Source organism: Microbacterium sp. 05N427, assembly GCF_056397105.1.
The window spans coordinates 58,807-79,838 of the sequence record NZ_JBFTMT010000015.1; the positions used below are offsets into that span (position 1 = coordinate 58,807).

General features: G+C 70.1%; 19 protein-coding genes. 14 read left to right on the forward strand and 5 right to left on the reverse strand.

Features of this window, described 5'->3' with window-relative positions; genetic code table 11:
- Positions 1-45 precede the first annotated feature (45 nt).
- A complete protein-coding gene (locus tag AC1DG4_RS15120; RefSeq protein ID WP_477421319.1) occupies positions 46-1,521 on the reverse strand; it encodes an aldehyde dehydrogenase family protein in 1,476 nt (491 codons plus the stop codon).
- 236 nt (positions 1,522-1,757) lie between these two features.
- Here AC1DG4_RS15120 and AC1DG4_RS15125 point away from each other — a divergent pair, with 236 nt between their 5' ends.
- From AC1DG4_RS15125 to AC1DG4_RS15160, 8 genes are all read left to right on the forward strand, one after another.
- Positions 1,758-2,633, forward strand: coding sequence for a transketolase (locus AC1DG4_RS15125; RefSeq protein ID WP_477378863.1), 876 nt, complete (start codon positions 1,758-1,760; stop codon positions 2,631-2,633).
- The gene (locus AC1DG4_RS15130) at positions 2,633-3,595 is read left to right on the forward strand and encodes a transketolase family protein (protein ID WP_477378865.1); all 963 of its coding nucleotides are present in this window, start codon (positions 2,633-2,635) and stop codon (positions 3,593-3,595) included. Before AC1DG4_RS15125 ends, AC1DG4_RS15130 begins: the two co-directional genes overlap by 1 nt.
- A 31-nt stretch (positions 3,596-3,626) precedes the next feature.
- The gene (locus tag AC1DG4_RS15135) at positions 3,627-4,691 is read left to right on the forward strand and encodes a zinc-dependent alcohol dehydrogenase (protein ID WP_477378867.1); all 1,065 of its coding nucleotides are present in this window, start codon (positions 3,627-3,629) and stop codon (positions 4,689-4,691) included.
- The gene (locus AC1DG4_RS15140) at positions 4,688-6,052 is read left to right on the forward strand and encodes a sugar ABC transporter ATP-binding protein (RefSeq protein ID WP_477378869.1); all 1,365 of its coding nucleotides are present in this window, start codon (positions 4,688-4,690) and stop codon (positions 6,050-6,052) included. Before AC1DG4_RS15135 ends, AC1DG4_RS15140 begins: the two co-directional genes overlap by 4 nt.
- 1 nt (position 6,053) lies before the next feature.
- A complete protein-coding gene (locus AC1DG4_RS15145; protein ID WP_477421320.1) occupies positions 6,054-7,040 on the forward strand; it encodes an ABC transporter permease in 987 nt (328 codons plus the stop codon).
- A 76-nt stretch (positions 7,041-7,116) separates the two neighbouring features.
- Positions 7,117-8,109 carry a sugar ABC transporter substrate-binding protein gene (locus AC1DG4_RS15150; RefSeq protein ID WP_477378873.1) on the forward strand — a complete coding sequence of 331 codons (993 nt, stop codon included), beginning with the start codon at positions 7,117-7,119 and terminating at the stop codon, positions 8,107-8,109.
- 102 nt (positions 8,110-8,211) lie between these two features.
- The gene (locus AC1DG4_RS15155; protein WP_477378874.1) at positions 8,212-8,994 is read left to right on the forward strand and encodes an SDR family NAD(P)-dependent oxidoreductase; all 783 of its coding nucleotides are present in this window, start codon (positions 8,212-8,214) and stop codon (positions 8,992-8,994) included.
- A gap of 1 nt (position 8,995) precedes the next feature.
- Positions 8,996-9,904: a sugar phosphate isomerase/epimerase family protein gene (locus AC1DG4_RS15160; RefSeq protein WP_477378876.1), complete on the forward strand. Its 909-nt coding sequence runs from the start codon at positions 8,996-8,998 to the stop codon at positions 9,902-9,904.
- Between the two features lie 22 nt (positions 9,905-9,926).
- Here AC1DG4_RS15160 and AC1DG4_RS15165 read toward each other — a convergent pair whose 3' ends face one another.
- On the reverse strand, positions 9,927-11,039 hold the full coding sequence (locus tag AC1DG4_RS15165) for a 5-methyltetrahydropteroyltriglutamate--homocysteine S-methyltransferase (RefSeq protein WP_477378878.1): 1,113 nt from the start codon (positions 11,037-11,039) through the stop codon (positions 9,927-9,929).
- Between the two features lie 178 nt (positions 11,040-11,217).
- On the opposite strand from AC1DG4_RS15165, the gene AC1DG4_RS15170 reads away from it, so the two are divergent.
- Together AC1DG4_RS15170 and AC1DG4_RS15175 are read left to right on the forward strand one after the other, a co-directional pair.
- Entirely contained in the window at positions 11,218-11,628 is a 411-nt protein-coding gene (locus AC1DG4_RS15170) for a DUF4383 domain-containing protein (protein WP_477378880.1), read from the forward strand.
- Between the two features lie 7 nt (positions 11,629-11,635).
- Positions 11,636-12,160, forward strand: a complete 525-nt coding sequence (locus tag AC1DG4_RS15175) for a hypothetical protein (protein ID WP_477378882.1) — start codon at positions 11,636-11,638, stop codon at positions 12,158-12,160.
- A 71-nt stretch (positions 12,161-12,231) separates the two neighbouring features.
- Here the strand turns inward: AC1DG4_RS15175 and AC1DG4_RS15180 are convergent, their stop codons facing one another.
- Positions 12,232-13,152 carry a M23 family metallopeptidase gene (locus AC1DG4_RS15180; protein WP_477378884.1) on the reverse strand — a complete coding sequence of 307 codons (921 nt, stop codon included), beginning with the start codon at positions 13,150-13,152 and terminating at the stop codon, positions 12,232-12,234.
- A gap of 250 nt (positions 13,153-13,402) precedes the next feature.
- Positions 13,403-15,940 carry a bifunctional lysylphosphatidylglycerol flippase/synthetase MprF gene (locus tag AC1DG4_RS15185; RefSeq protein ID WP_477378885.1) on the reverse strand — a complete coding sequence of 846 codons (2,538 nt, stop codon included), beginning with the start codon at positions 15,938-15,940 and terminating at the stop codon, positions 13,403-13,405.
- 207 nt (positions 15,941-16,147) lie between these two features.
- Between AC1DG4_RS15185 and AC1DG4_RS15190 the strand changes: the two genes are divergently transcribed.
- Positions 16,148-16,393 (forward strand): hypothetical protein, encoded by a 246-nt coding sequence (locus AC1DG4_RS15190; protein ID WP_477378887.1) that lies wholly within the window; start codon positions 16,148-16,150, stop codon positions 16,391-16,393.
- Between the two features lie 14 nt (positions 16,394-16,407).
- Here AC1DG4_RS15190 and AC1DG4_RS15195 read toward each other — a convergent pair whose 3' ends face one another.
- Positions 16,408-16,881 carry an Lrp/AsnC family transcriptional regulator gene (locus tag AC1DG4_RS15195; protein WP_477378888.1) on the reverse strand — a complete coding sequence of 158 codons (474 nt, stop codon included), beginning with the start codon at positions 16,879-16,881 and terminating at the stop codon, positions 16,408-16,410.
- A gap of 117 nt (positions 16,882-16,998) precedes the next feature.
- On the opposite strand from AC1DG4_RS15195, the gene AC1DG4_RS15200 reads away from it, so the two are divergent.
- The 3 genes from AC1DG4_RS15200 to AC1DG4_RS15210 form a co-directional block, all read left to right on the forward strand.
- Complete coding sequence (locus AC1DG4_RS15200; protein WP_477378889.1) at positions 16,999-18,204, forward strand: trans-sulfuration enzyme family protein; 1,206 nt, start codon at positions 16,999-17,001, stop codon at positions 18,202-18,204.
- A 69-nt stretch (positions 18,205-18,273) separates the two neighbouring features.
- Entirely contained in the window at positions 18,274-19,539 is a 1,266-nt protein-coding gene (locus AC1DG4_RS15205; RefSeq protein WP_477379331.1) for an MFS transporter, read from the forward strand.
- Positions 19,540-19,690: 151 nt separating this feature from the next.
- Positions 19,691-21,032 (forward strand): hypothetical protein (locus AC1DG4_RS15210; RefSeq protein ID WP_477421321.1); only part of this gene is annotated, 1,342 nt, incomplete at its 3' end.

The following is a 21,032-nucleotide window of genomic DNA, read 5'->3' on the forward strand; positions in this document are numbered from 1 at the left end:
AGACAGGGGCCCTGGCGTGAGCGCACGCCAGGGCCCCTGTCTTCGCTAGTGCGCCATGGCGGCGAGCGCCGCCGCGTCGATCGTGGCGATCGCGCGGGTGTCCTGGAACGCCCTGACGCCCTCGATGCCCTGCTCGCGCCCGATGCCGGACTGCTTCATGCCGCCGAAGGGAGCGCGCAGATCGAGCCGGGTCGCGCCGTGGTCGTTGATCCAGACGTAGCCGCAGACCAGCTGGGATCCGACCCGCGCACCGGAGGAGGGCGAGGCGGTCCAGACCGAACCGCAGAGTCCGCCCCAGGTGTCGTTGGCCGCGCGCACGGCCTCGTGCTCGTCGTCGAACGCGATGATCGGGATCACCGGTCCGAACTGCTCCTGGGTGACCACGCGCAGCCCGGGATCGGGGTCGATGACCAGCGCGGGGCGCAGGAAGTTCCCGCCCTCGAGCTCCCCGCCGGGAAGCCGCCCGTACTCGCGGACGTCGGCGCCGGCGTCCTTGGCCTCCTGGATGAGCTCCGCGACGAACGCGCGCTGGGCGGGGGAGTGCAGTGGCCCCATCGTGGTGCCCTCGTCCAGCCCGTAGCCGATCACGGCGTGCTCCAGGCGAGCGGCCAGTCCCGCGACAAGCTCATCGCGCCGGGAGCGGTGCACGAAGACGCGCTTGGCGTTCATGCAGATCTGTCCCGTGGTGTCGAAGATCGCCGCGTAGAGGCGGTCCAGATGCGCATCGTCGAGGATCGCGTCCTCGAGGAAGACCGCCGCATCGTTGCCGCCGAGCTCAAGCGTGACCCGGGTGAGGCTCTGCGAGGCCATCTGCATGATCCGCTTCCCTCCGTTCACGCTGCCGGTGAAGCAGACCTTCGCGACGTCCGGGTTCTGGATCAGGCCCGCCATGTTCTCGTCCCGGCCGCTGATGACGTTGAGCACCCCTGGTGGAAGCTTCTCCGCGACGCGCTGTACGAGCCGCGCGATCGCCAGCGGCGTGGTCGGGGGGACCTTCACGATCGCCGTGTTGCCGGCGAGCAGCGCGTGCGGCAGGGAGGCTCCCAGGATCGCGATCGGCCAGTTGAACGGGACGATCACGGTCACCACCCCGAGCGGCTGGTAACTGACGTCGGTGGAGACGGGAATCGCGCCGGGGATGACCGGCAGCGTGTGCGAGGCATCCACCTCGTCCGCGAGCATGAGTGCGAGGTTCCACCGGATCTCGAACACGAGGGCGTCCACCCACGCTTCGAACCGGATCTTCCCGTTCTCCTGCGACAGGATCGCGGCGTCCTCGTCGCGATCCTCCGCGATGCCGGTGATCGCCACAGCCATCTGCGCGGCCCGCTCAGGCGCCGAAAGCGCCGCCCAGCCCGGGAACGCGGCGTTCGCCGCCGCGACCGCGTCGGCGACGTCCGTGGGCGACGCCGACGCGGCCTCGCCCACGATCGCGTCCGGCTTCCCCGGATCCGCGACGCGGAGCACCTCTTCCGTGAAGCGCTCCTCACCGCCGATGAACAAGCCTGTTCGTACGCTCACTCCTRCGGCGTCGATCGTTCTCGTATCCGTCATGGCGACTGCCCACCTCTCTGTGTCCGTCGTTTCGAGACGACGGTCCGGGCGTCCGCGGCAGGATGCCGGCGGCCTTTTGCCCGGGCCACTTCGAGTTTAGAACCATTCTTGTTTACATGTAAACGAAATGATGCTACGTTCATAGCCACGGCCCGGCTCGTCATTGTCGACGGGCGCCGGATGTCATCGACGAGGAGGACATGATGAGCGATCGTGCGTTGCCCCAGCGCGGCGAGCACAGCGTCGAGGAGCTGGAGGATCTGGCTTTCGAGCTGCGGTCGAAGCTCCTGCAGCTCTGCGGCACCTACGAGGGCGCCGTGCACATCGGCGGCGATCTCTCCGCCGCCGATATCTTCACGGCGTTGTTCGGGTACGGCCTGCGGGTCGATCCCGCGGACATCACCCACCCCGGCCGGGATCGGTTCGTGCTGAGCAAGGGCCACGCGGCGGTATGCATGTACATCGCGATGGCGATCCGCGGGTTCTTCTCCTACGAGGGCATCGTCGAGACCTACGGCAGGCTCGACAGCGCGTACGGGATGCACCCGTGCAAGGTGCAGCTGCCCGGCGTCGAGTGCTCCACGGGATCGCTCGGTCACGGACTGCCCCTCGCGGTCGGGATGGCGCTGGGCGCTCGGCACCGCGGAGAGGATCACCGCGTCGTCTGCCTGCTCGGCGACGGGGAGACCGGCGAGGGCTCGGTGTGGGAGGCCGCGATGGCGGCCAGGAGCAATCGGCTCGGCAACCTCGTGGCGTTTGTGGACCGGAACCGTCAGCTGATGACGAGCTTCGCGGAGGAGCGCGTGCTGTTCGAGCCGTACCCGGACAAGTGGCGGGCCTTCGGATGGAACGTGGTCGAGATCGACGGTCATGACATGGGCGAGCTGGTACGGGCGATCGACGCGCTGCCGGACTCCGGCAGCGATCGGCCGACGGTCGTGATCTGCGAGACGGTGAAGGGGAAGGGCGTCGACTTCATGGAGCACAATCTCGCCTGGCACGCCGGCTCGCTCGGCGCCGTCGACCTGGAGCGGGCGATGGCCGCGCTCACGGCCTCTCGCACGGCGGCGGTGGCCTGATGCCCATCACGTTCACCTTCGGGGAGATGCTCTCCGCACGCTCGGTCATCGGATCGACCCTCGCCGAGCTCGGCGAGGAGCACGAGAACCTCTGGGTCATCACGCCCGACATCGGCGCCACTCTCGTGGAGTTCCGCGACAGGTTCCCGGAGCGGTTCCTCGATGTGGGCCTCGCCGAGCAGGTGAGCGTCGGCATCGCGGCGGGACTCGCGTACGACGGGAACATCCCGGTCGTGTCGGGCATGCTGCCGTTCCTGAGCATGCGGGCGCTCGAGCAGGTGCGCACCGATGTCTGCTATCCGAACCTGCCGGTCAAGATCATCGGCACGCATGGCGGCCTGGTCGGCAACGGCGGATCGACGCACTACGCGGTGGAGGACCTCGCGCTGATGTGCGCGCTGACCAACATGACCGTCACCTCGATCGGCGACCCGCTCATGGTCGGCGAGATCCTCCGTCAGTCGATGACGATGCCGGGCCCGATCTACATCCGACTCGCGGTCGGCAAGAAGGACATGGTCCTCTACGAGCCTGGCGCGCACGAGGTGCGGATCGGGAAGGGGATCGTCGCCCGGGACGGCGCGGACGCGACGATCTTCACGCACGGCACCACGGTCGCGCAGGCGCTGCAGGCGGCGGACGTGCTCGCGGAGGACGGGCGGTCGGTCCGGGTCGTGGACATGTTCACGCTCAAGCCGATCGACGAGGAGCTCATCGTCCGCTGCGCGGAGGAGACGGGCGGTCGCTTCGTCGTGCTCGAGGATCACCTCGCCTACGGCGGGCTGGCGAGCCGCATCGCCGACGTCGTGGCCGACCGCGGACTGAACCTGACCGCGTTCGAGAGGCTCGGCATCCCGCAGGTCTACGCCGGGTTCGGCGAGGACGAGCAGCTGCGCGACAAGCACGGCTACGGACTCGCCGCCACGTTCGCCGCCCTGCGCGGCGTCCTCGGCGCTTCCTGATGCTGGCACCACGAGACCGACGGAGAGACGGATGAAGACGGTGGCCGTGACGAGGATAGGGAGCCTGCGGGATCCCGATGAGACGACCCGAGGGCGGGTCGGGGTGGTGGACTTCCCCGAGCAGCCGCTGGGGCCGGAGGACGTGAGGATCCGGGTCGCGTATGCGGCGATCTGCGGCTCGGATCCGCATCTCGCCGAAGGGTTCTTCGGCACAGACGTGCCGATCGGCCTGGGGCACGAGATCTCCGGCATCGTCGAGGCGCTCGGGGAGCGGGCCCAACGCAGCGGGCTGGCGGTCGGCGACAGGGTCGCGGGGAACTTCCTCCGGTTCTGCGGCAGCTGCCGCCCCTGCCAGGACGGTCGGCAACAGTTCTGCGAGAACATCCAGGACTACAACCGACCCGGGATGGCGGAGACGATCACCTGGCACGTGTCGCAGGTGCATCGGCTCCCCGACGACGTCACGCTCCGGAAGGGCTGCCTGCTCGAGCCGACATCGGTTGCGGTGCGCATCGCGGACAAGACCCGGATCAGGGTCGGCGATCGGGTGCTGATCTGCGGGGGAGGGCCGATCGGTCAGCTCGCGCTCCAGGTCATGAAGAGCTACGGAGCGACCTCGCTCACGATGGTGGAGCCGATCGCCGCCCGTCGGGAGATGGCCCTCCGCCACGGCGCGGAGCATGTGATCGACCCCGTCGCGGAGGATCAGGACGCCCGTGCGGCGCAGATCACCGCGGGGCGCGGCTATGACGTCGTGATCGACGCGTCAGGGTCGCCCCGTGCCGTGCGGGGACTGCTGGACCTCGCGGCGAAGGGCGGCGTCGTCGTCTACGGGGCGATGTACCCCGAGACGTTCGAGATGCCCCTCGGGCTCTCCTCCTACCTCTACCTCAAGGAGCTCACGCTGACCGGCGTCTTCGTCTCACCGTACGCGTTCCCGCGGGCGCTGCAGATCCTGCCGCACCTCGACGTCGACGAGCTCACCTCCGCGGTGTTCCCGCTCGACGAGGCCGCCGCGGCGTTCGCCGCGCACGTCGCGGGCGAGCACGCCAAGGTCCTCATCCGCTGCAATGATCTCGAGGACGTGATGTCATGACGGATCAGCCCGTCGCGGCGCTCGAGGCCGTGGACATCGTCAAGCGCTTCGATGGCGTGCACGCTCTCGAAGGGGCGCGGCTTTCGGTGCGGTCCGGCGAGATCCACGCGCTCCTGGGTGAGAACGGCGCGGGGAAATCGACGCTCATCAAGGTGCTGACCGGCATCCACGCCCCCGATGCGGGGGAGATCCGCCGGGACGGAGTCGACGTCGAGTTCGCCAGCGTCCGCGCTGCCGGCCGCGCCGGAGTCGTCGCGCTGTACCAGGAGCTCTCCACAATCCCGACGATCGACGTGGCCGAGAACATCCTGCTCGGGGAGCACACCCCGAGCCGCGGCGGCTTCGTGCGGTGGGCCACCATGCGCCGCCGCGCCAAGGACCTGCTCGAGCGGCTGAATCAGAGGATCCCCGTCGGGCGGCTCGGGGCCGATCTGACCCCGGTCCAGCAGACGATGGTCTCGGTGGCCAGGGCGCTGGCCGCAGAGGCCCGGGTGCTGATCCTCGATGAGCCGACCGCGTCGCTGACCGACACCGAGATCCGCGACCTGTTCCGGGTGCTGCGCTCGCTCCGCGAGGAGGGCGTCGCGATCGTCTACGTCTCGCACCGGCTCGAGGAGGTCTTCGAGCTGTGCGACCGCCTGACGGTCATGCGCAACGGGAAGACCGTGCTGACGAAGGAGGTCGCCGACTCGTCGATCGACGAGGTGATCTCGACCATGGTCGGCCGGGAGGCCGGAGAGCTCTTCCCGCCGCGCGGCACGGCGACCGCGAACGTGGCGCTGCGCGTCGAGGGGCTGCACGGGCGGCGGGTCAAGGACGTCTCGTTCTCGGTGCACGAGGGAGAGGTGCTCGGCATCGGCGGGCTCGCGGGGTCCGGACGCAGCGAGCTGCTGCGGCTGCTCGCCGGCGCCCAGCCGCATCGCGCGGGAAGCATCACGATCGGCGGAACCGGCGCGGCGACCGTGTCGCGCGTCGGACGCATGCTGGAGGCGGGCATCGCGCTGGTGCCGGAGGAGCGGCGCAGCCAGGGCGTGATCCTCGGGGCCTCGATCCAGGACAACATCGCGCTCGCGAAGAAGGTCGTGCTCGCCAAGATGCTCGCGCGTCGGCCGAGGGTGCTGCTCATGGACGAGCCGACGCGGGGGATCGACGTCGGCACCAAGGCCGAGATCTACCGGCTGATCCGCGAGCTCGCGGCCACGGGGACCGCGGTCGTCGCGGTGAGCTCCGAACTGCCGGAGCTCATCGGGATGAGCGACCGGATCCTCATCATGCACGAGGGCACCATCGCGGGGGACGTTCCCGCCGAGGGCGCCGACGACGAACTGCTCCTGTCCTATGCCTATGGAAGGGCCGACTGACATGACCTCCTCCCRAGAGGCGACGACGGCCGCCGTCGTCGTCACCCACTCCCGCACCGTGGGCCGAGTGCTGCTGCAGGCCGGCACCGTCGTGGCCCTGATCCTACTGCTCGTGTTCTTCTTCGCGATGCGCCCTGACACCTTCCTCTCCTTCGTGAACGTGCGCAACATCCTGTACCAGGTCTCGATCCTCGCGATCATCGCGGCGGCGCAGACCATCGTCATGGTCGTCGGCGACTTCGACCTCTCGGTCGGCGCGACGTCGAGCTTGGCCGGATCGGTCTCCGCGACCCTGATGCTCGGACACAGCCCGATCCCGGTGGCGATCGCGGCGGGACTCGCGGTGGGCCTGCTCGTGGGGCTCATGAACGGCGTCCTCATCGCCTATCTGAACCTGTCGGCCTTCGTGGCCACCCTCGCGACCATGACGTCCGTCATCGGGCTCGCGTATCTGGTCACCGCGGGGACGACCCTGTTCGGGATGCCGGCCGCCTTCAACACGCTCGGACAGGGGAGGTTCCTGAACATCCCGCTGCCCGTGTACTCCGCGATCGTCATCGCTCTGGTGATCTGGTGCGCCCTGCGATTCACGACGGTCGGCCGGCGCTGGCATGCGATCGGCGGCAACGTCGAGGTGGCGCGGCTCTCCGGCGTGAACGTGCGCTTCGCGCGCCTGCTCGCCTTCACCATGGCGGGGCTCGTCTCGGCGATCGGCGGTATCCTGCTCGCCGCGCGGCTGGGCAGCGCGAGCGCCGAACAGGGCGGGAACAACATGATGTTCTCGGTCGCGGCCGTCTTCCTCGGCATGACCGTGCTCCGCTCGGGTGCCGCGAACCTCGGCGGCACGATGATCGGCGTCGCGATCATCGGCGTGATGAGCAACGGCCTGAACATCCTCGGCGTCAACGCCTACGTCCAGCAGGTCGTCACCGGCCTCATCATCATCGCGGCCGTGACGCTCTCTTCCCTCAAGACGCGGGAGAGGTAGCGATAGCCCTCCCTCGCTGCGGCGGTGCCATCGCCGCAGCTTCCACCCCATGCACCACACGCAAAGGAGTAGTCACGTGCGTAGGAAAATCACAGCAGCGGCGGCCCTCGCGGCGGCGGCGATGCTCGTGCTGAGCGGATGCAGCGGTCAGAGCAGCGCCGGCAGCACGGGCGGCGCCGACGGGAAGCCGTTCAAGGTCATCGCCTTCACCTCCGGCAACCAGACCCCGGTCGGCGCGTGGTGGGTCAAGGCCGTCACGGCACGGGCGAAGGAGCTCGGCTGGGACCTTACGATGATCCAGGGCGACTTCGACTTCCAGAAGATGAACCCCGCCGTCGAGAGCGCGATCGGCCAGGGCGCCGATGTCATTCTCGACGGCTACACCGACGTCGAGTCGATCGGATCCATCGTGACGGCGGCCAAGGATGCGGAGATCCCGATCTTCGCGATGGACTCCGCGACCGCGGCGAACGACGCGTTCGCGCTGAACATCACGACCGACCAGCAGCAGATCGTCGATAAGACCGTCGGCTCGCTCGACGCCGCGGTGTCCGGCCTCAAGGGCAAGACCGTCATGGTCATCGGCCATGATCCGCACCCCGGGATCCGATTGCGCTCCGGCCTGGCCGAGAAGGCGTTGACGGCCGCGGGCGCGACGATCGCGGGCGGCGCGATCCAGAAGGTGACCAATCCCGCCACCGGGCGCACGGAGGCACTCAGCCTCGTGGCCGACTACCTGTCCGCGCACCCGAACGGGCTCGACGCCGTCTGGGTCGGCTGGGACGACGCGGCACTCGGCGCGTCGCAGGCGCTGAAGGAGGCGGGCTCGACCGCGAAGGTCTCGGGCGTCGACGCCCTCAGCGAGACGCTGTCGGTGATCGAGGCCGGYGGCAACATGCAGGCCACGATCGAGCAGCCGTGGCCGTCCATCCTCGACTCGGTCATGACGCAGGTGCAGGCGTACCAGAAGGATCGCACGCTGCCCTCGAAGAACTTCGAGGCGGTGGGCGTGACGCTGGTGACGAAGGAGAACGCTGCGACGGTGACCCCGTCGGACAAGCTGGGCTGATGCCCTGGGCGGGGGCGGCACGACGCCGCTCCCGCCCGCCGTCCGCGGGGACGGCTCGAAACCGAGAGCGCCATGCGCGCCGAGCAAGGAAGGCGGGACGCGATGCGTCTGGAAGGCAAGACAGCCCTGATCACGGGCGGTGCGAGCGGGATCGGCCTGGCCACCGTGCGCACCTTCGTGCGCGAGGGGGCGAAGGTGATGATCGCGGACATCGATCTGCGGCAAGCGGAGGCGGCCGTCGCCGCGATCGCCGGCGAGGGGTTCGAAGGCGCCGTCGCCGCCGTTGCGGTCGACGTGTCGGTATATGCCCAGGTCGAGGCGGCCGTCGCGCGCGCGGTCGAGGTCTTCGGCCGGCTCGACGTGATCTTCAACAACGCGGGGATCGCCGGCGGCAGGCCCCTCCTCGACCACGAGCCCGAGAAGGACTACGAGCCGATCATCCGCATCGACCAGAACGGGGTCTACTACGGCATCCTCGCCGCGGGGAGGCAGTTCCGCCGGCAGGGCACGGGGGGCGTGATCGTGAGCACCTCCTCGATCTACGGCGAGCAGGCCGCCGAGCTCTCGTTCAGCTACAGCGCCGCCAAGGCCGCGGTCATCTCATTCACCCGCTCCGCCGCCTACGAGCTCGCGGAGTACGGAGTGCGGGCCGTCGCGATCACGCCGGGGCGCGTCGGCACGCCGATCATCAACCAGTTCAGCGAGGAGCTGAAGTCGACCTTCGCCGCGGAACAGCTGCGCAACCGGCTCACCGCTCCCGAGGAGATCGCCGAGGTCGTCGCGTTCCTCGCCTCCGATGCCGCGAACGCGATCAACGGCACGGTGGTCAGCGTCGACGACGGGTACTCGGTCTTCAAGCAGCGTCTCGACCTGCCGGTGTTCTGACATGACGCCCGACCTCGACGTCGCGTGTCAGCTCAGCGTCCTCGTCTCCGATCCGCAGTCGCCGCGGCTGCCCTGGAGCCTCGACGCGCTCGCGGCGAGCGGCTATCGCCGCGTTGTGGTGCCGCCGTTCGACGCAGAGACCGTCGACGTGCCCCGTCTGCGCGCGCTGCTCGCGGACCGGGGGCTGGCGCCGATCGCGATGGCGATCCAGCTTCCGCACGCGGACGTCGCAGCGTCCGATCCCGCCACGCGGGCCGCGGGCGCCGCGCTGCTGCGGCAGAGTCTCGCCCTCGCCGTCGCCCTCGGTGCGGATCAGCTCAACGGAGTCCCGTACGGGCTCTTCGGCCCGCCCGGCGGGACCACGAGCTCCGCCGCATTCTCGTGGTCGGCCGCCGCGGTGGGACGGATCGCGGATGAGGCCCAGGAGCAGGGCGTTGCGATGGTGTTCGAGGTGCTGAACCGATATGAGACGTCCGCGATCAACACCGCGCGGCGAGCGATGGACTACGTCGAGGCGAGCGGATCCGCTCACCTCGGCATCCACCTCGACACGTTCCACATGGCGATCGAGGAGTCGGACATCGCGGAGGCCGTCCGGCTGGCGCTGCCGCGGCTGCGCTATCTGGAGCTCGGGCAGTCCGGCCGCGGCGCCCTGTCCGGCGGCGCGATCGACATCCCCGGCATCGTCCGCGATGCGCTCGACGCGGGCTATCAGGGCCGCTGGGGCGTCGAGGCGTTCTCGCGGTCGGTCCTCGCTCCCGAGGGGGCGAGGGGGCTCTCCATCTGGCGTGACGTCTACGACGACGGCGCGGAACTCGCGCGGGACGCGATGCGGGTGATCCGCGCGGGCTGGGCGACCAGCACGGTCGGAAGGCGCGCGAACCGGCTGTCGCGGATCACCTCGACCTGACGCGGCAGGGGTGAGGATCCGCTCAGCGCCAAACGTCGGCGGCGATGTCCACGACGGAGCGGATCTTCGCCCACTGCTCGTCCTCGGTGAGCACGTTGCCCTCCTCGGTCGAGGCGAAGCCGCACTGCGGGCTGAGCGCGAGCTGCTCGAGCGGCGCGAACGCCGCCGCCTCATCGATCCGGCGCTTGACGACGGTGGGATCCTCTGGCTCGCCGCTCTTCGAGGTCACCAGCCCCAGCACCACGGTCTTGTCGCCCTTCGGCAGATGCCGCAGCGGCTCGAACCCTCCCGCGCGGTCGCTGTCGTACTCGAGGAAGTACCCGTCGTACTCCACCACGTCCAGGAGCTGCTCGGCGACGGGCTCGTAGCCTCCCGAGGAGATCCAGGTGGAGCGGAAGTTGCCGCGGCACACGTGGGTGGTGACGACGAGGTCGTCCGGCTTGCCCGCGAGCACGCGGTTGAGGACGTCGGCGTACCGCTCGGCGATGCCGTCGGTCACGATGCCGCGCTCGCGGGCCTTGGCCAGCTCGGTCTCGGAGCACAGGTAGGCCCAGGCCGTGTCATCGAGCTGGAGATAGCGGGCGCCGGCGTCGTAGAACGCGGCCAGCGCATCGCGATAGGCCTGGACGAGATCGTCGACGATCGCGTCCCTGCCGTCGTAGTCCTTCGTGGTGATGTGGTCCGGCTCGAGGCGGAAGTCGAGCACGGTCGGCGCCGGGATCGTGAACTTCGGGACGGCGCCCGTCGAACCCTCGATCGTCTCCTGCAGTGCGGAGTAGTGCGCGAGGAAGGGGTGTGCGGGATCGAAGCGGATCGGCCCGGAGATCTCGACGCCGCGCGGCTTGGTCTGCACTCCGCGGAACTGGATCCCGTGGTCGAGCTCGACGATGTCGACGCCGTCGAGGAAGTCGAAGAAGTCGAAGTGCCACCAGGAGCGGCGGAACTCGCCGTCCGTCGCGGGAAGCAGGCCGGCATCCGCCTGCTTCGTCACGAGGTCGGCGACCGCGGCGTCCTCGGCGGCGCGAAGGCCGGCGGCGTCGAGCCGGCCGTCCGCATGGCTCTGCCTGGCGGCCTTCAGCGCCTCGGGACGGAGGAAGCTGCCGACGATGTCCGCGCGGAAGGGGCGAGTGCTCATCGCTCGATGATAGGTGCGCGAGGCGGCGTGTGACAGGATCCCTGACACATGACGACATCCGGCGTGATCGGAGGCGGGATCCGGTCGTCGTCGCCCCGAACGCGGAAGAAACCCATCCGATCGGCGGACGGCTCCGAACAGAGGGTGAGCGGCATCGTGCCGCACTCGAGGAGGAGAAATGCGTTCGTCACCCAACCGTCTGATCGGCGTCGTCTTCGGCGCCGTGTACATCGTCGTCGGGGCGCTCGGCTTCGCCGTCACCGGAGGAGTGTCCTTCTTGGCCACGCAGGGCGGGATGCTGCTCGGGATCTTCATGGTCAACCCGCTGCACAACGTCGCGCACCTGCTCATCGGAGCGGCGCTGCTCGTCGCGGGTCTCGTCTCCACCCGCGCCGCCAAGGGCACCAACACCGTCGTGGGCGCGGCCTACCTGCTGCTCGGGATCGTCGGGTTCTTCCTGGTGGGAACCGCCGCGAACATCCTCGCGCTGAACACGTTCGACCACTTCCTGCACCTCGCGAGCGCGCTGCTGCTGCTCGCGGTCGGGATCGGGGTCGAGCGCGACGCGCCGCGCAGGGCGATGGCCTGAGGCCGTCGTGCTGCGCAGCTGGCCCGCGCTCCTCGCCTGGGGCGCGGGCCTGATCCACCTGGCCATCGGCGCTGCGGTCATCGGCGCCGATGTCCGCTCCCTGGTGCTGCTCGTGCCGATGCTGGTCATCGGCGTCGTGGAGCTCGGCTGGGGCGTCGCGGTGCTCCGCGCCGGGCGGATCCTGTGGGGGAGAGGCGCAGCGACCGCCGCGATCATCGCGGTGGTGCTGGGGGCGGGTGCCCTTCTGGGGGGAGCGCCCGTGATCGCGGTCGCGGCTTCGTCTCTGCTCGTCATCGCCGCGGGAGCGATGGCGGCGCGGTCGCGGGGAGCGGGGGAGGCTCGGGCCGATGCCGGGGAGGGCTCGGCCCGAGCGTCTCGCTCGAGGGCGGTGGGCACGATGCTGGGGGCCGTGCTCGTCGCCGCACTCGTGACGCCGGGCCTTGCGCAGACCGATGCCGGGGCGAACGGAGGCGTGCACGATCACGGCGGAGGCGCCGACCTGCCGCTCGTGGATCCGCACGCGCACCACTGACCGGGCTGATCGGTCGGGGAAGACGAAGAGGCCCCCGCCGGAGCGGGGGCCTCTTCTGATCCGACGTCGGATCAGAAGACGTTGGACTCGAGCCAGGCGAGCGGGTCGATGGCGCTGTCGTTGATGTGCACCTCGAAGTGCAGGCAGGAGCCGACCGTCCAGCCGGTGTCGCCGACCCGGCCGATGAACTGACCTGCCGTGACGCATTCGCCGGTCTGGACCGCGCGGCTGCCGTAGGTCATGTGCCCGTACAGCGTCGAGACGGCGTTGCTGCCGCTGAGCGCCGGGTGCGCGATCTCGACGGTGACGCCGTAGCCCTGGTAGCTCTCGGAGGAGAGCGTGACGCAGCCGTCCGCCGCCGCATAGATCGGGGTGCCGATGGCGGCGGCGAAGTCCTGGCCCATGTGGCTGCGGCCCGTGCGCGCGGCGCCGAAACCGTCGGTCAGCGTGTAGGAACCGGCCGCCATCGGGTAGATGACCTGACCGGGCTTGGCGATCGAGGAGACGCCGGTGCGCGCCGCGGCGGCGGTGGCGGCCTGCATCGCGCTGAGCTCGGTGGGCGTGGTCGCGGTGAACGTGCCGTGCACCTGGACATCGGGGAGCACGCCGTTGGCAGCTGTGAACGACTGGGCGCGGATGTCCGCGGCAGCGCTGGTCGCGGGCTTGGCGTCGCTCGCGCGCACCATGCCGAGGGCGGGAAGCGCCGTTCCGACGACGAGCGCAGAGATCGCGAGAGCCGCGCCGGTGCTGCGGCTGAGGTTCTTGGCACCGCGGCGGGGACGCTTGCCGGCCGGGACGACATGCGTCGGCTGCTCGGGGGCTGCGGAGCGGGTCGCGGGCTGGGGAGCCCGCGGAGGTGCGGGGATGCGCGTCCGAGGCGTGGTGGGGGAGAACAGCGGCGCGGCGGCCGGCGCGGCAGGGGTGCGCGAGAAAGCGGCGGAACCTGCGGTCTGCGCGGGGGCGGACGACTGCGCGGCGGCCTGTTCCCTCATCTCCCGGCGCGAGCGGGGTGCGGCGGGGCCGGCGGTCGCGGACGGGGATTCTGACGTGCGGGCAGAAGTGTGCGCGGTTTCGGGGGCTCGCGAACTGATGATGTGCTCCTCGGGCAGCGGAGAGGGTGTGGCGTCTCCGTCATCGGGGGAACGGAGTGGTGTTACAACTCCGTAATAATACGGATCGTTTCTGAGAGTTCCATACATTGGCCGCGAAACGCGGTCTCGGCGTGGCGCGCTCCGACCGTCCTCAGCGGTCGCCCCCGCGGTTGGTGAGGGTCTGCACGAGCGCCAGGTACTCCTTCGGCGTGGCCTCCGGGAGGTAGGCGCTGCCGATGGCCATGCCGATCCTCGCGAGCTGGGCGGGATCCGCGTAGGCCATGTAGATGGTCTCGTAACGCGGATTGAACTTGCTCTTGAACCGGAACAGCGACGTGAAGCCGTAAGCCGGTTCGAGCATCTCTCCGAGCCAGCCGAGCAGGCGGTCCATGACGCCAGGTTCGGCGGGCTCCTCGCCGGGTTTGGTCGCGAGCGGTGCACCGGACAGGCTGAGGACCTGGACGCCCTGCTCCTTCATGTGCAGGGCGGCGGAGGCGATGACGAACTCCATGATGCCGGGCATGGATCCGTCACTGCGGCGCATGAAGTCGATGGTCCAGCCGGTGACCCTGCCGTCGGTCCAGCTCGGCAGCCAGCTGGTCGTGGCCTCGATCCCGCCGTCCTTGTTGATCGCGAGGAAGATTCCGACGTCGGAGTCCTTGAGCTCCTCCATCCCGCCGAGGGTGAAGCCCATCTCGGGGAGCTTCTTGTGCGCGACCCACTCCTCACTGACCGCGGTGATCTCTCTGGAATAGCGGGTCGGCAGGTCGTGCCACGTCGACCAGAGCGTCGTGATGCCCTCGCGTTCGCCGCGGTTCAGGGGTTGGCGCACCTTCTGCCACGCCTTGCCCGTGAGCTCGAATCCGGCCAGGTCGATCACGGTCTCCTCTCCCACGGACATGTGCTGCCATCCGAAGGACTGGAAGATCGGCAGGAAGCGCTCGTGGAAGCTGTAGAAGCACGCCGACCAGCCCTGCGACTCGCAGTAGGCGATGAACGCCTCGACGGTCTCCCGCTCCCGGCCTTCGCCGCAGACCGGATCCGACATCGTCAGGGCGACCTTGCGGATGACGCGGTACGCGACGGCTCCCTGGCCGTCGGCCGTGAACCAGTAGCTGTTGCCGGCCCACGTGCCCATGAAGCCGAGCGTGCCGCCGCCTCCTTCGCGCAGGAGAGCCCGGAAGCGCGCCTCCTCGACCACGTGCCGGTCGACCTGCGTGGCGCGGAACAGCCGTACGGTCGCGAGGATGAAGACGATCCAGAACGGCACGCCGACCCACTGGTAGACGAAGAGAGCGGCGCCGTCGACCGGGATCCCCGCGTCCGCGATGGCGGGCAGCAGACCGCTCGAGACGAAGGGGCGGACCATGTCCCCGAGCAGTTCGCCGATGGACGGCTGCCCGTCGAGATAGTTGTCGCCGTCGATCAGCCCGATCACCAGATAGGCGCCGGCGAACACCAGGAACGCGCCGACGACGGTGACCGTGAAGCGCCGCACGGCGGCCCGCGGCGCAGCCACCCTGAAGTGCCGTCGAGTGAACAGCAGCAGCACGATCACGCCGATGGGTACGAGCACGGCCAGGATCATCGCGATGCCGTCCTCGACGAGCAGGCCCCCGCGGATCTTGTCGTCGAGCAGATCGTTGATGCCGACCGACGTGGCTGTCAGCAGGGCGATCAGGGTGTTGACCCCCAGCGCCATGATCCACGCGGCCCGACGGCCGGTGCGAAGCCCCCAGGCGGCGAGAAGGGTGAGCAGGAGGGGGACGAGGCTGACCAGGAACGGGCCGGGACCCGAGTTCAGGATCGCGTCGGCCTGGCGCACGCAGTCGGCGGTGAAATCGTCCACGCAGGACTTGGGCATCTGCTCCGCCTCGATCGGCGAGAATCCGGATACGACGAGCCCGAGCGGCGCGTACCAGGCGCCGGAGATCAGCACGATGAACGGCCCTAGTCCCGTCGCGGCCACGATCGCCGCGACCAGGGTGCGCACCTCGCGATGAGAGCTGCGGTGCCAGGTCGCCGGCACCGTCCCCCGCGCCAGCAGGAGTCCGAGCAGCAGGCCGAGCACGCCCGATATGAGCCGGAACACGCTGTCGCTGTCCGCAGCGTAGAGCGCGAACATCACCAGCAGGGTGAAGCCGACGATACGGATCCGGCGTTGCCACAGCGCGGGGGCGAAGGCGCTCGCCGCCATCAGCATGCCGACAGTGCCGATCGTCGGATCCGCCACGGCGTCGTAGCCGGCGAGCATGCCCCATTGCGAGCCCCAGGAGACCAGCAGTCCCTGCGCGCTCAGGCCGATCGCCATCGCGAGGATCCCGGTCAGGAAGAAGGTCCATGCGGCGCGGACGCTGCCGAGCTTGCGCTCCGCGTAGGCGCCCGCGGTCAGGATCAGGACGATCGTGAGCACTCCGCCGATGAGCGAGTCTGCGAACAGCAGCGCGGTGAGCGGGGTCCACCAGCCGCCGTCCTCGATCGTCGTGCTCACGGAAGCGGCGAACTCCTGCGGGAAACGGCCCAGGAACGTACCGGTGACGAACCCCGCGGCCAACACGACCACCGCGAGCATCGCGCTGAACGGGTTGCGGAGCAGATAGGTCAGGACGGCGCGGATCCAGCCCGGTGTCTCGCGCGGCTTCGACGGTTCGGTGACGGTGCCGACGGGGGCGTGGTCAGAGGCTGTCATGCGTTGCTCTCTCTGGGATGAGCGTGCGGTTCGTTCCGGATCCGCGCGGTGGTGCGGCACCACTCCTTCAGAGTGCCGAACGTCAGCGGCGTTGTACAGTCGCGATGCCGTGCGTCGGGCGGGCTAGGCCGGGAACCTGTCCGGTAGGGTGCCCGCGGACGTACCCTGGAGAGGAGAGATGCGCCATCTCCCGATGGGAGGACCAGCATGAGCCAGGATGAGCAACCCCAGGTCCCGGATCCGCGCGACGGACTCGAGGGCAGGTACACCGAGGTCGACGGGGAGTCCGAGCCCGAGCGCACCGTGCACGGGCAGTACACGCGCACCGAGCGCGGCGGCCCGGGTCCGGATGATGAGGGCGCCTACGCCGATGCCGAGCACGGCGACGGCACGGAGCCCCCGTTGCACTCTGCGCACGACCGGCACGGCAAGTACAACCGGCGCGACCAGTGAACCACTAGGGCATGTCAGCGCGGCGCGGCGATGCCCGCGCCGTCACGTCGCTCGAAGACGAGCTGCGTCTCCGTCGCGCGGACGACGTCGTGCACCGTGATGCGCTCGAGCACGATGTCGCGGAGAGCCGCGGCGTCGGCGACGGCGACATGCACGAGGAAGTCGTCGGCGCCTGCGATGTGGAAGACCTGCAGCACGCCTTCCGTCGCTTCGAGTGCATCGAACAGCGTCTCGACGCCGGTCTTGCTGTGATTGCCCAGTCGCACGCGGATCACGGCCTGCACCGGGCAGCCGAGCGCGGCAGGATCGAGTTGCAGTCGCAGCCCCTGGATCACCCCGCGCGAGCGCAGGGAGCGGAGCCGGAACGCGCACGTCGAGGCGGGGATTCCCAGCGCGGCGGCGAGCTGCTTGATCGGAACGTCGGGCTGCGCGGAGAGCGCGGCGAGGATGCGCAGGTCGAGAGCGTCGACCCCGTGCTGTTCTGCCATCAAGATCCGCTCCTCACGACCCCCCGGATGTTGCGCACGACACAAGCTTGGCAGCCGGAAGACATCCGCGCAGCAATGGATCTGGCGGATTCCTGTGCGCAGACGGATCCTGGGATCATGATCGACGACGAATCCCTGCGCGAGACGCCCCTGCGACCCGAGACCGTGGCCGTGCACGCGGGCCGGGCCGCCCTCGCAGCCCTCGGCGTGCACGCCCCGCCGATCGACCTCTCCTCCACCAACCCGCTGCCCGACATCGTGCACGGAGGAGACTCCTATGAGTCGATGGCGACCGGCGGGCATCCGCTGCCCGACGGCGGCAACGTGTACGCCCGGCTGTGGAACCCGACGGTCGCCCGGTTCGAGGAGGGCCTCGCCGAGCTCGAGCACGCCCAGGCCGCCGTCGCGTTCTCGAGCGGTATGGCCGCGATGACGGCGGCCATCCTGTCGCACACGACGGGGATGGGCAAGCACCACATCGTCGCGGTGCGTCCGCTCTACGGCGGCACCGACCACCTGCTCGACTCCGGGCTGCTGGGCGCGGAGACGACGTTCTGCGCCGAGGACGAGGTGCACGCGCACCTGCGTCCCGACACCGGCCTCGTGGTCGTCGAGACCCCCGGTAACCCGACGCTGGACCTGGTCGACATCGCGGCGGTCGTCGCGCAAGCGGGCGAGGTGCCCGTCGTCGTGGACAACACGTTCGCGACGCCGCTGCTGCAGAACCCGCTCGACCTGGGCGCGCGGATGTCGCTGCACAGCGCGACGAAGTATATCGGCGGGCACGGCGACGTGATCGCCGGCGTCATCGCGTGCTCGGAGGAGACCGCGCAGGCGCTGCGCCGCGTGCGCGCGATCACGGGTGCGCTGCTGCACCCGCTCGGCGCCTACCTGCTGCACCGCGGTCTCGCGACGCTGCCGGTGCGGATGGAACGGCAGCAGCGCTCTGCCGAGCGCGTCGTCGCGTGGCTCGCCGAGCATGAGGCCGTGGCCGAGGTGTTCTACCCCGGAATCGGTGACGAGCGCGGACTCATCCCGCGGCAGATGCGCGGCGGGGGCGCGATGATCGCGGTGCGACTGCGCGACGGCTACGCGGCCGCCGAGGCGCTCACCGGATCCGTGCGGCTGTTCACGCACGCGGTGTCGCTCGGCGGAGTCGACTCGCTCGTGCAGCATCCCGCGGCGCTCACCCACCGGCCGGTCGCGGCCGAGGCCCGCCCCGGCGCCGACATCGTGCGGCTGTCGATCGGCCTGGAGGATCTGGAGGACCTGATCGGCGACCTCGCGCAGGCGCTCGCCAGGATCAGCGTCGCCGTGCGATGAGCGCGACGCGCTGAGCGCGCGGGGGAGGCGAGTGTCCGTGGTCACCGGCAGACTTGTGCGGTGACCGGAATGAGAACCTTCTGGGCCGCGCTCCCCACTCCGGGGCGCTGGCTGCTGTCCACCGTCGCCATCCAGACGCTCGGACGTGGATTGACCCTGCCCTTCACGATCATCTACCTCCACGAGGTGCGCGGCTTCGACCTGGGCGTCTCCGGCGCGCTGATGAGCGTCATCGCCGTCACGGGACTCGTCGTGACGGGCCCTGGTGGGACGCTGATCGACCGCTACGGCGCCCGGCGGGTGCTGCTCGCGGGCCTCGTGGCGATGATCGCGGGCTGCACCCTCCTCGCCTTCGCCACATCGCCCGTGGTCGCGGCGATCGCGCTCGTGCTGATGGGGGTGAACTTCGGTGTCTCCTGGCCGGGCTTCAACGCCCTCATCGCCACGATCGTCGCGGGCGAGCTGCGTCAGCAGTACTTCGGCGTGAACTTCGCCCTGATCAACCTCGGCATCGGCGTGGGCGGGATCATCGGCGGCTTCTTCATCGACGTGCACCGGCCGGAGACGTTCACGGCGATCTTCCTCATCGACGCGGCGAGCTCGCTCATCCCGATGGCGCTGCTGCTCGGACCCCTGCGGCACGTGCGCACGCATGCCGATCCCTCCGCGGAGCACGAGACCGAGGCGGAGGGATACCGCCAGATCCTGCGCCGGCCGGCCGTGCTCTGGTTGACACTCTTGACGTTCCTCGCCGTGTTCATCGGCTACGGGCAGATGGAGGGGGGCTTCCCGGCGTTCGCTCGGCAGGTGTCGGGCGTCTCGACGCAGGTGATCGGGTTCGCCTTCGCCGTGAACACCGCCGTCATCGTGCTGCTGCAGTTCGCCGTCCTGAAGCTCATCACCGGGCGCCGCCGCACCAGGGTGATGCAGGTGATGACCCTCATCTGGGGATTCTCCTGGGTGCTGCTCGGGCTCACCGGGCTGCTGCCGGCATCGCTCACGGCAGCGATCGGCGTGCTGCTCTTCATGGGGGTCTTCGCCTTCGGCGAGACCATGCTGCAGCCCACGGTGCCCGCGATCTGCAATGACCTCGCCTCGGACCGCAGCCGCGGGCGGTACAACGCGATCAACGCTGCGGCCTTCCAGGGCGGGGCGATCGCCGGGCCCATCGCGGCCGGGCTGTTGCTGGGCGGGGGGCGTCAGGTGTGGTTCATCATCGCTATGGTGGCCGGCTCCGTGCTGATCTGCGTGCTCGCGATCGCGCTCGAGCGGCGGCTCCCGGCCGCGGCCAACGGCGTGGCGACCCCGGTCGCGGCCGAGACCGGCGCGGTCTGAGCGGGCCTCACGAAGCCGATTCACAGAGTCCGCAAAGAAACCATTGCGTGGCGGTGGCGGTGCCCTCAGGATGGGGGGACGTGCGTTTCGTACGGATCGGTAACGATCCCATCGCGGGCGTGCGGAGCGGTCGGTGACACAGGCGAGGACGATGACGTTTGCAGTGAGGCGGGCGCGGCAGCAGACCGCGCGACTCCTGCTCGTCCTGCTGGCCGCAGGGCTCGTCGTGCTCGGCGTCGGCGGGATCGACGCCCTGTCCGGGCGGCTCGTGGATGACGGCGTGCGTCAGGTGGCGGAGCACGCCGAACCCGGAACGCGTGCGGCGACCGTCACGGCGTTGAGCACTGGAGATCCTGACGCGCAGGACAGTGCCGTCCGCGCAGCGATCGAGAAGGCCTTCGCCGGCGCCCCAGTTTCGATCAGCCGGATGGCCGTGAGCCAGATCTCCCTGGGCAACCCCGACGCGGTGCAGGCGATCGGCGGAGAGGGCATCACCGATCGAGGTGATCTCGTCGACGGTGGCTGGCCGGCACGGCCCGGCGAGGCGGCCGTGCTCACAGCCGCGGCAGAGACGCGAGGCTGGCGGATCGGCGATCGGATCCGGCTCGGCGCGGATGCGTCGGGAGGAGTCGTCGAGGTCTCGGTGGTCGGGACCTGGCGGGCGAAGGATCCTGCCGCGCCGACGTGGGCGGGCGATCCCGCGGTGGCGTCCGGCGAATCCGGCGGCGCCGCCGGACCCGTGCTGATCACCGACGGCGACATGGCGCGACTGTGGACCACGCCGACCGTGACCTGGACCCTCGTGCCGACGGCGCTGACGGCCGGCAGCATCGATGCGTATCGCGCCGGGCTGGCACGACTGTCGCAGCTCCCGGCTCAGGTCGATGCCGACAACCGCTCCAGCACTGCGGTCGACGGCTCGCTCGGCGACCTGCTGGATCGGCAGACGCGCGCCATCGGCGTCGCCCGCGGGATGCTGGCGGTCCCCACAGCGATCCTCGTCGCGCTGGGGGCGATCGCGATCGCCGTGATCCTCACGTCCGTGGCGGGTGCACGCCGGGACGAGCTGCGTCTGGTGCGCGCGCGGGGCGCCGCCGCGACCGACATCGCCACCGGTGCCGCGGGCGAGGCTGCGGCGGCCGCCGGCGTGGGCGCCGTGCTCGCCCTGCTCGTGCTGCTCCCGCTCGCCCTCCCCGGCCTCTCGACGATCGTGGCCGCAGGGCTCACCGTGCTCATCGCTGCGGGGGCGGCCGCCCTCACGGCGGCGCGCGTGTCCACCCCGGCGGCCACGGCCCGCTCGGACGCCGGCCGGGGTGTGGTGACGGCACTGCTGGTGCCGACGCTGATCGTCACAGCCCTCGCCGCGTTCGCGCTCTGGCAGCTCTTCGTGCAGGGCGGCGTGGTCTCGGAGGACGGAGCGGCGGATCCTGTCGCCTCCGCCGCCGGTGCCGCAGTGCTGCTCGCGCTCGGGTTGCTCGTGCCGGTGCTCGCCG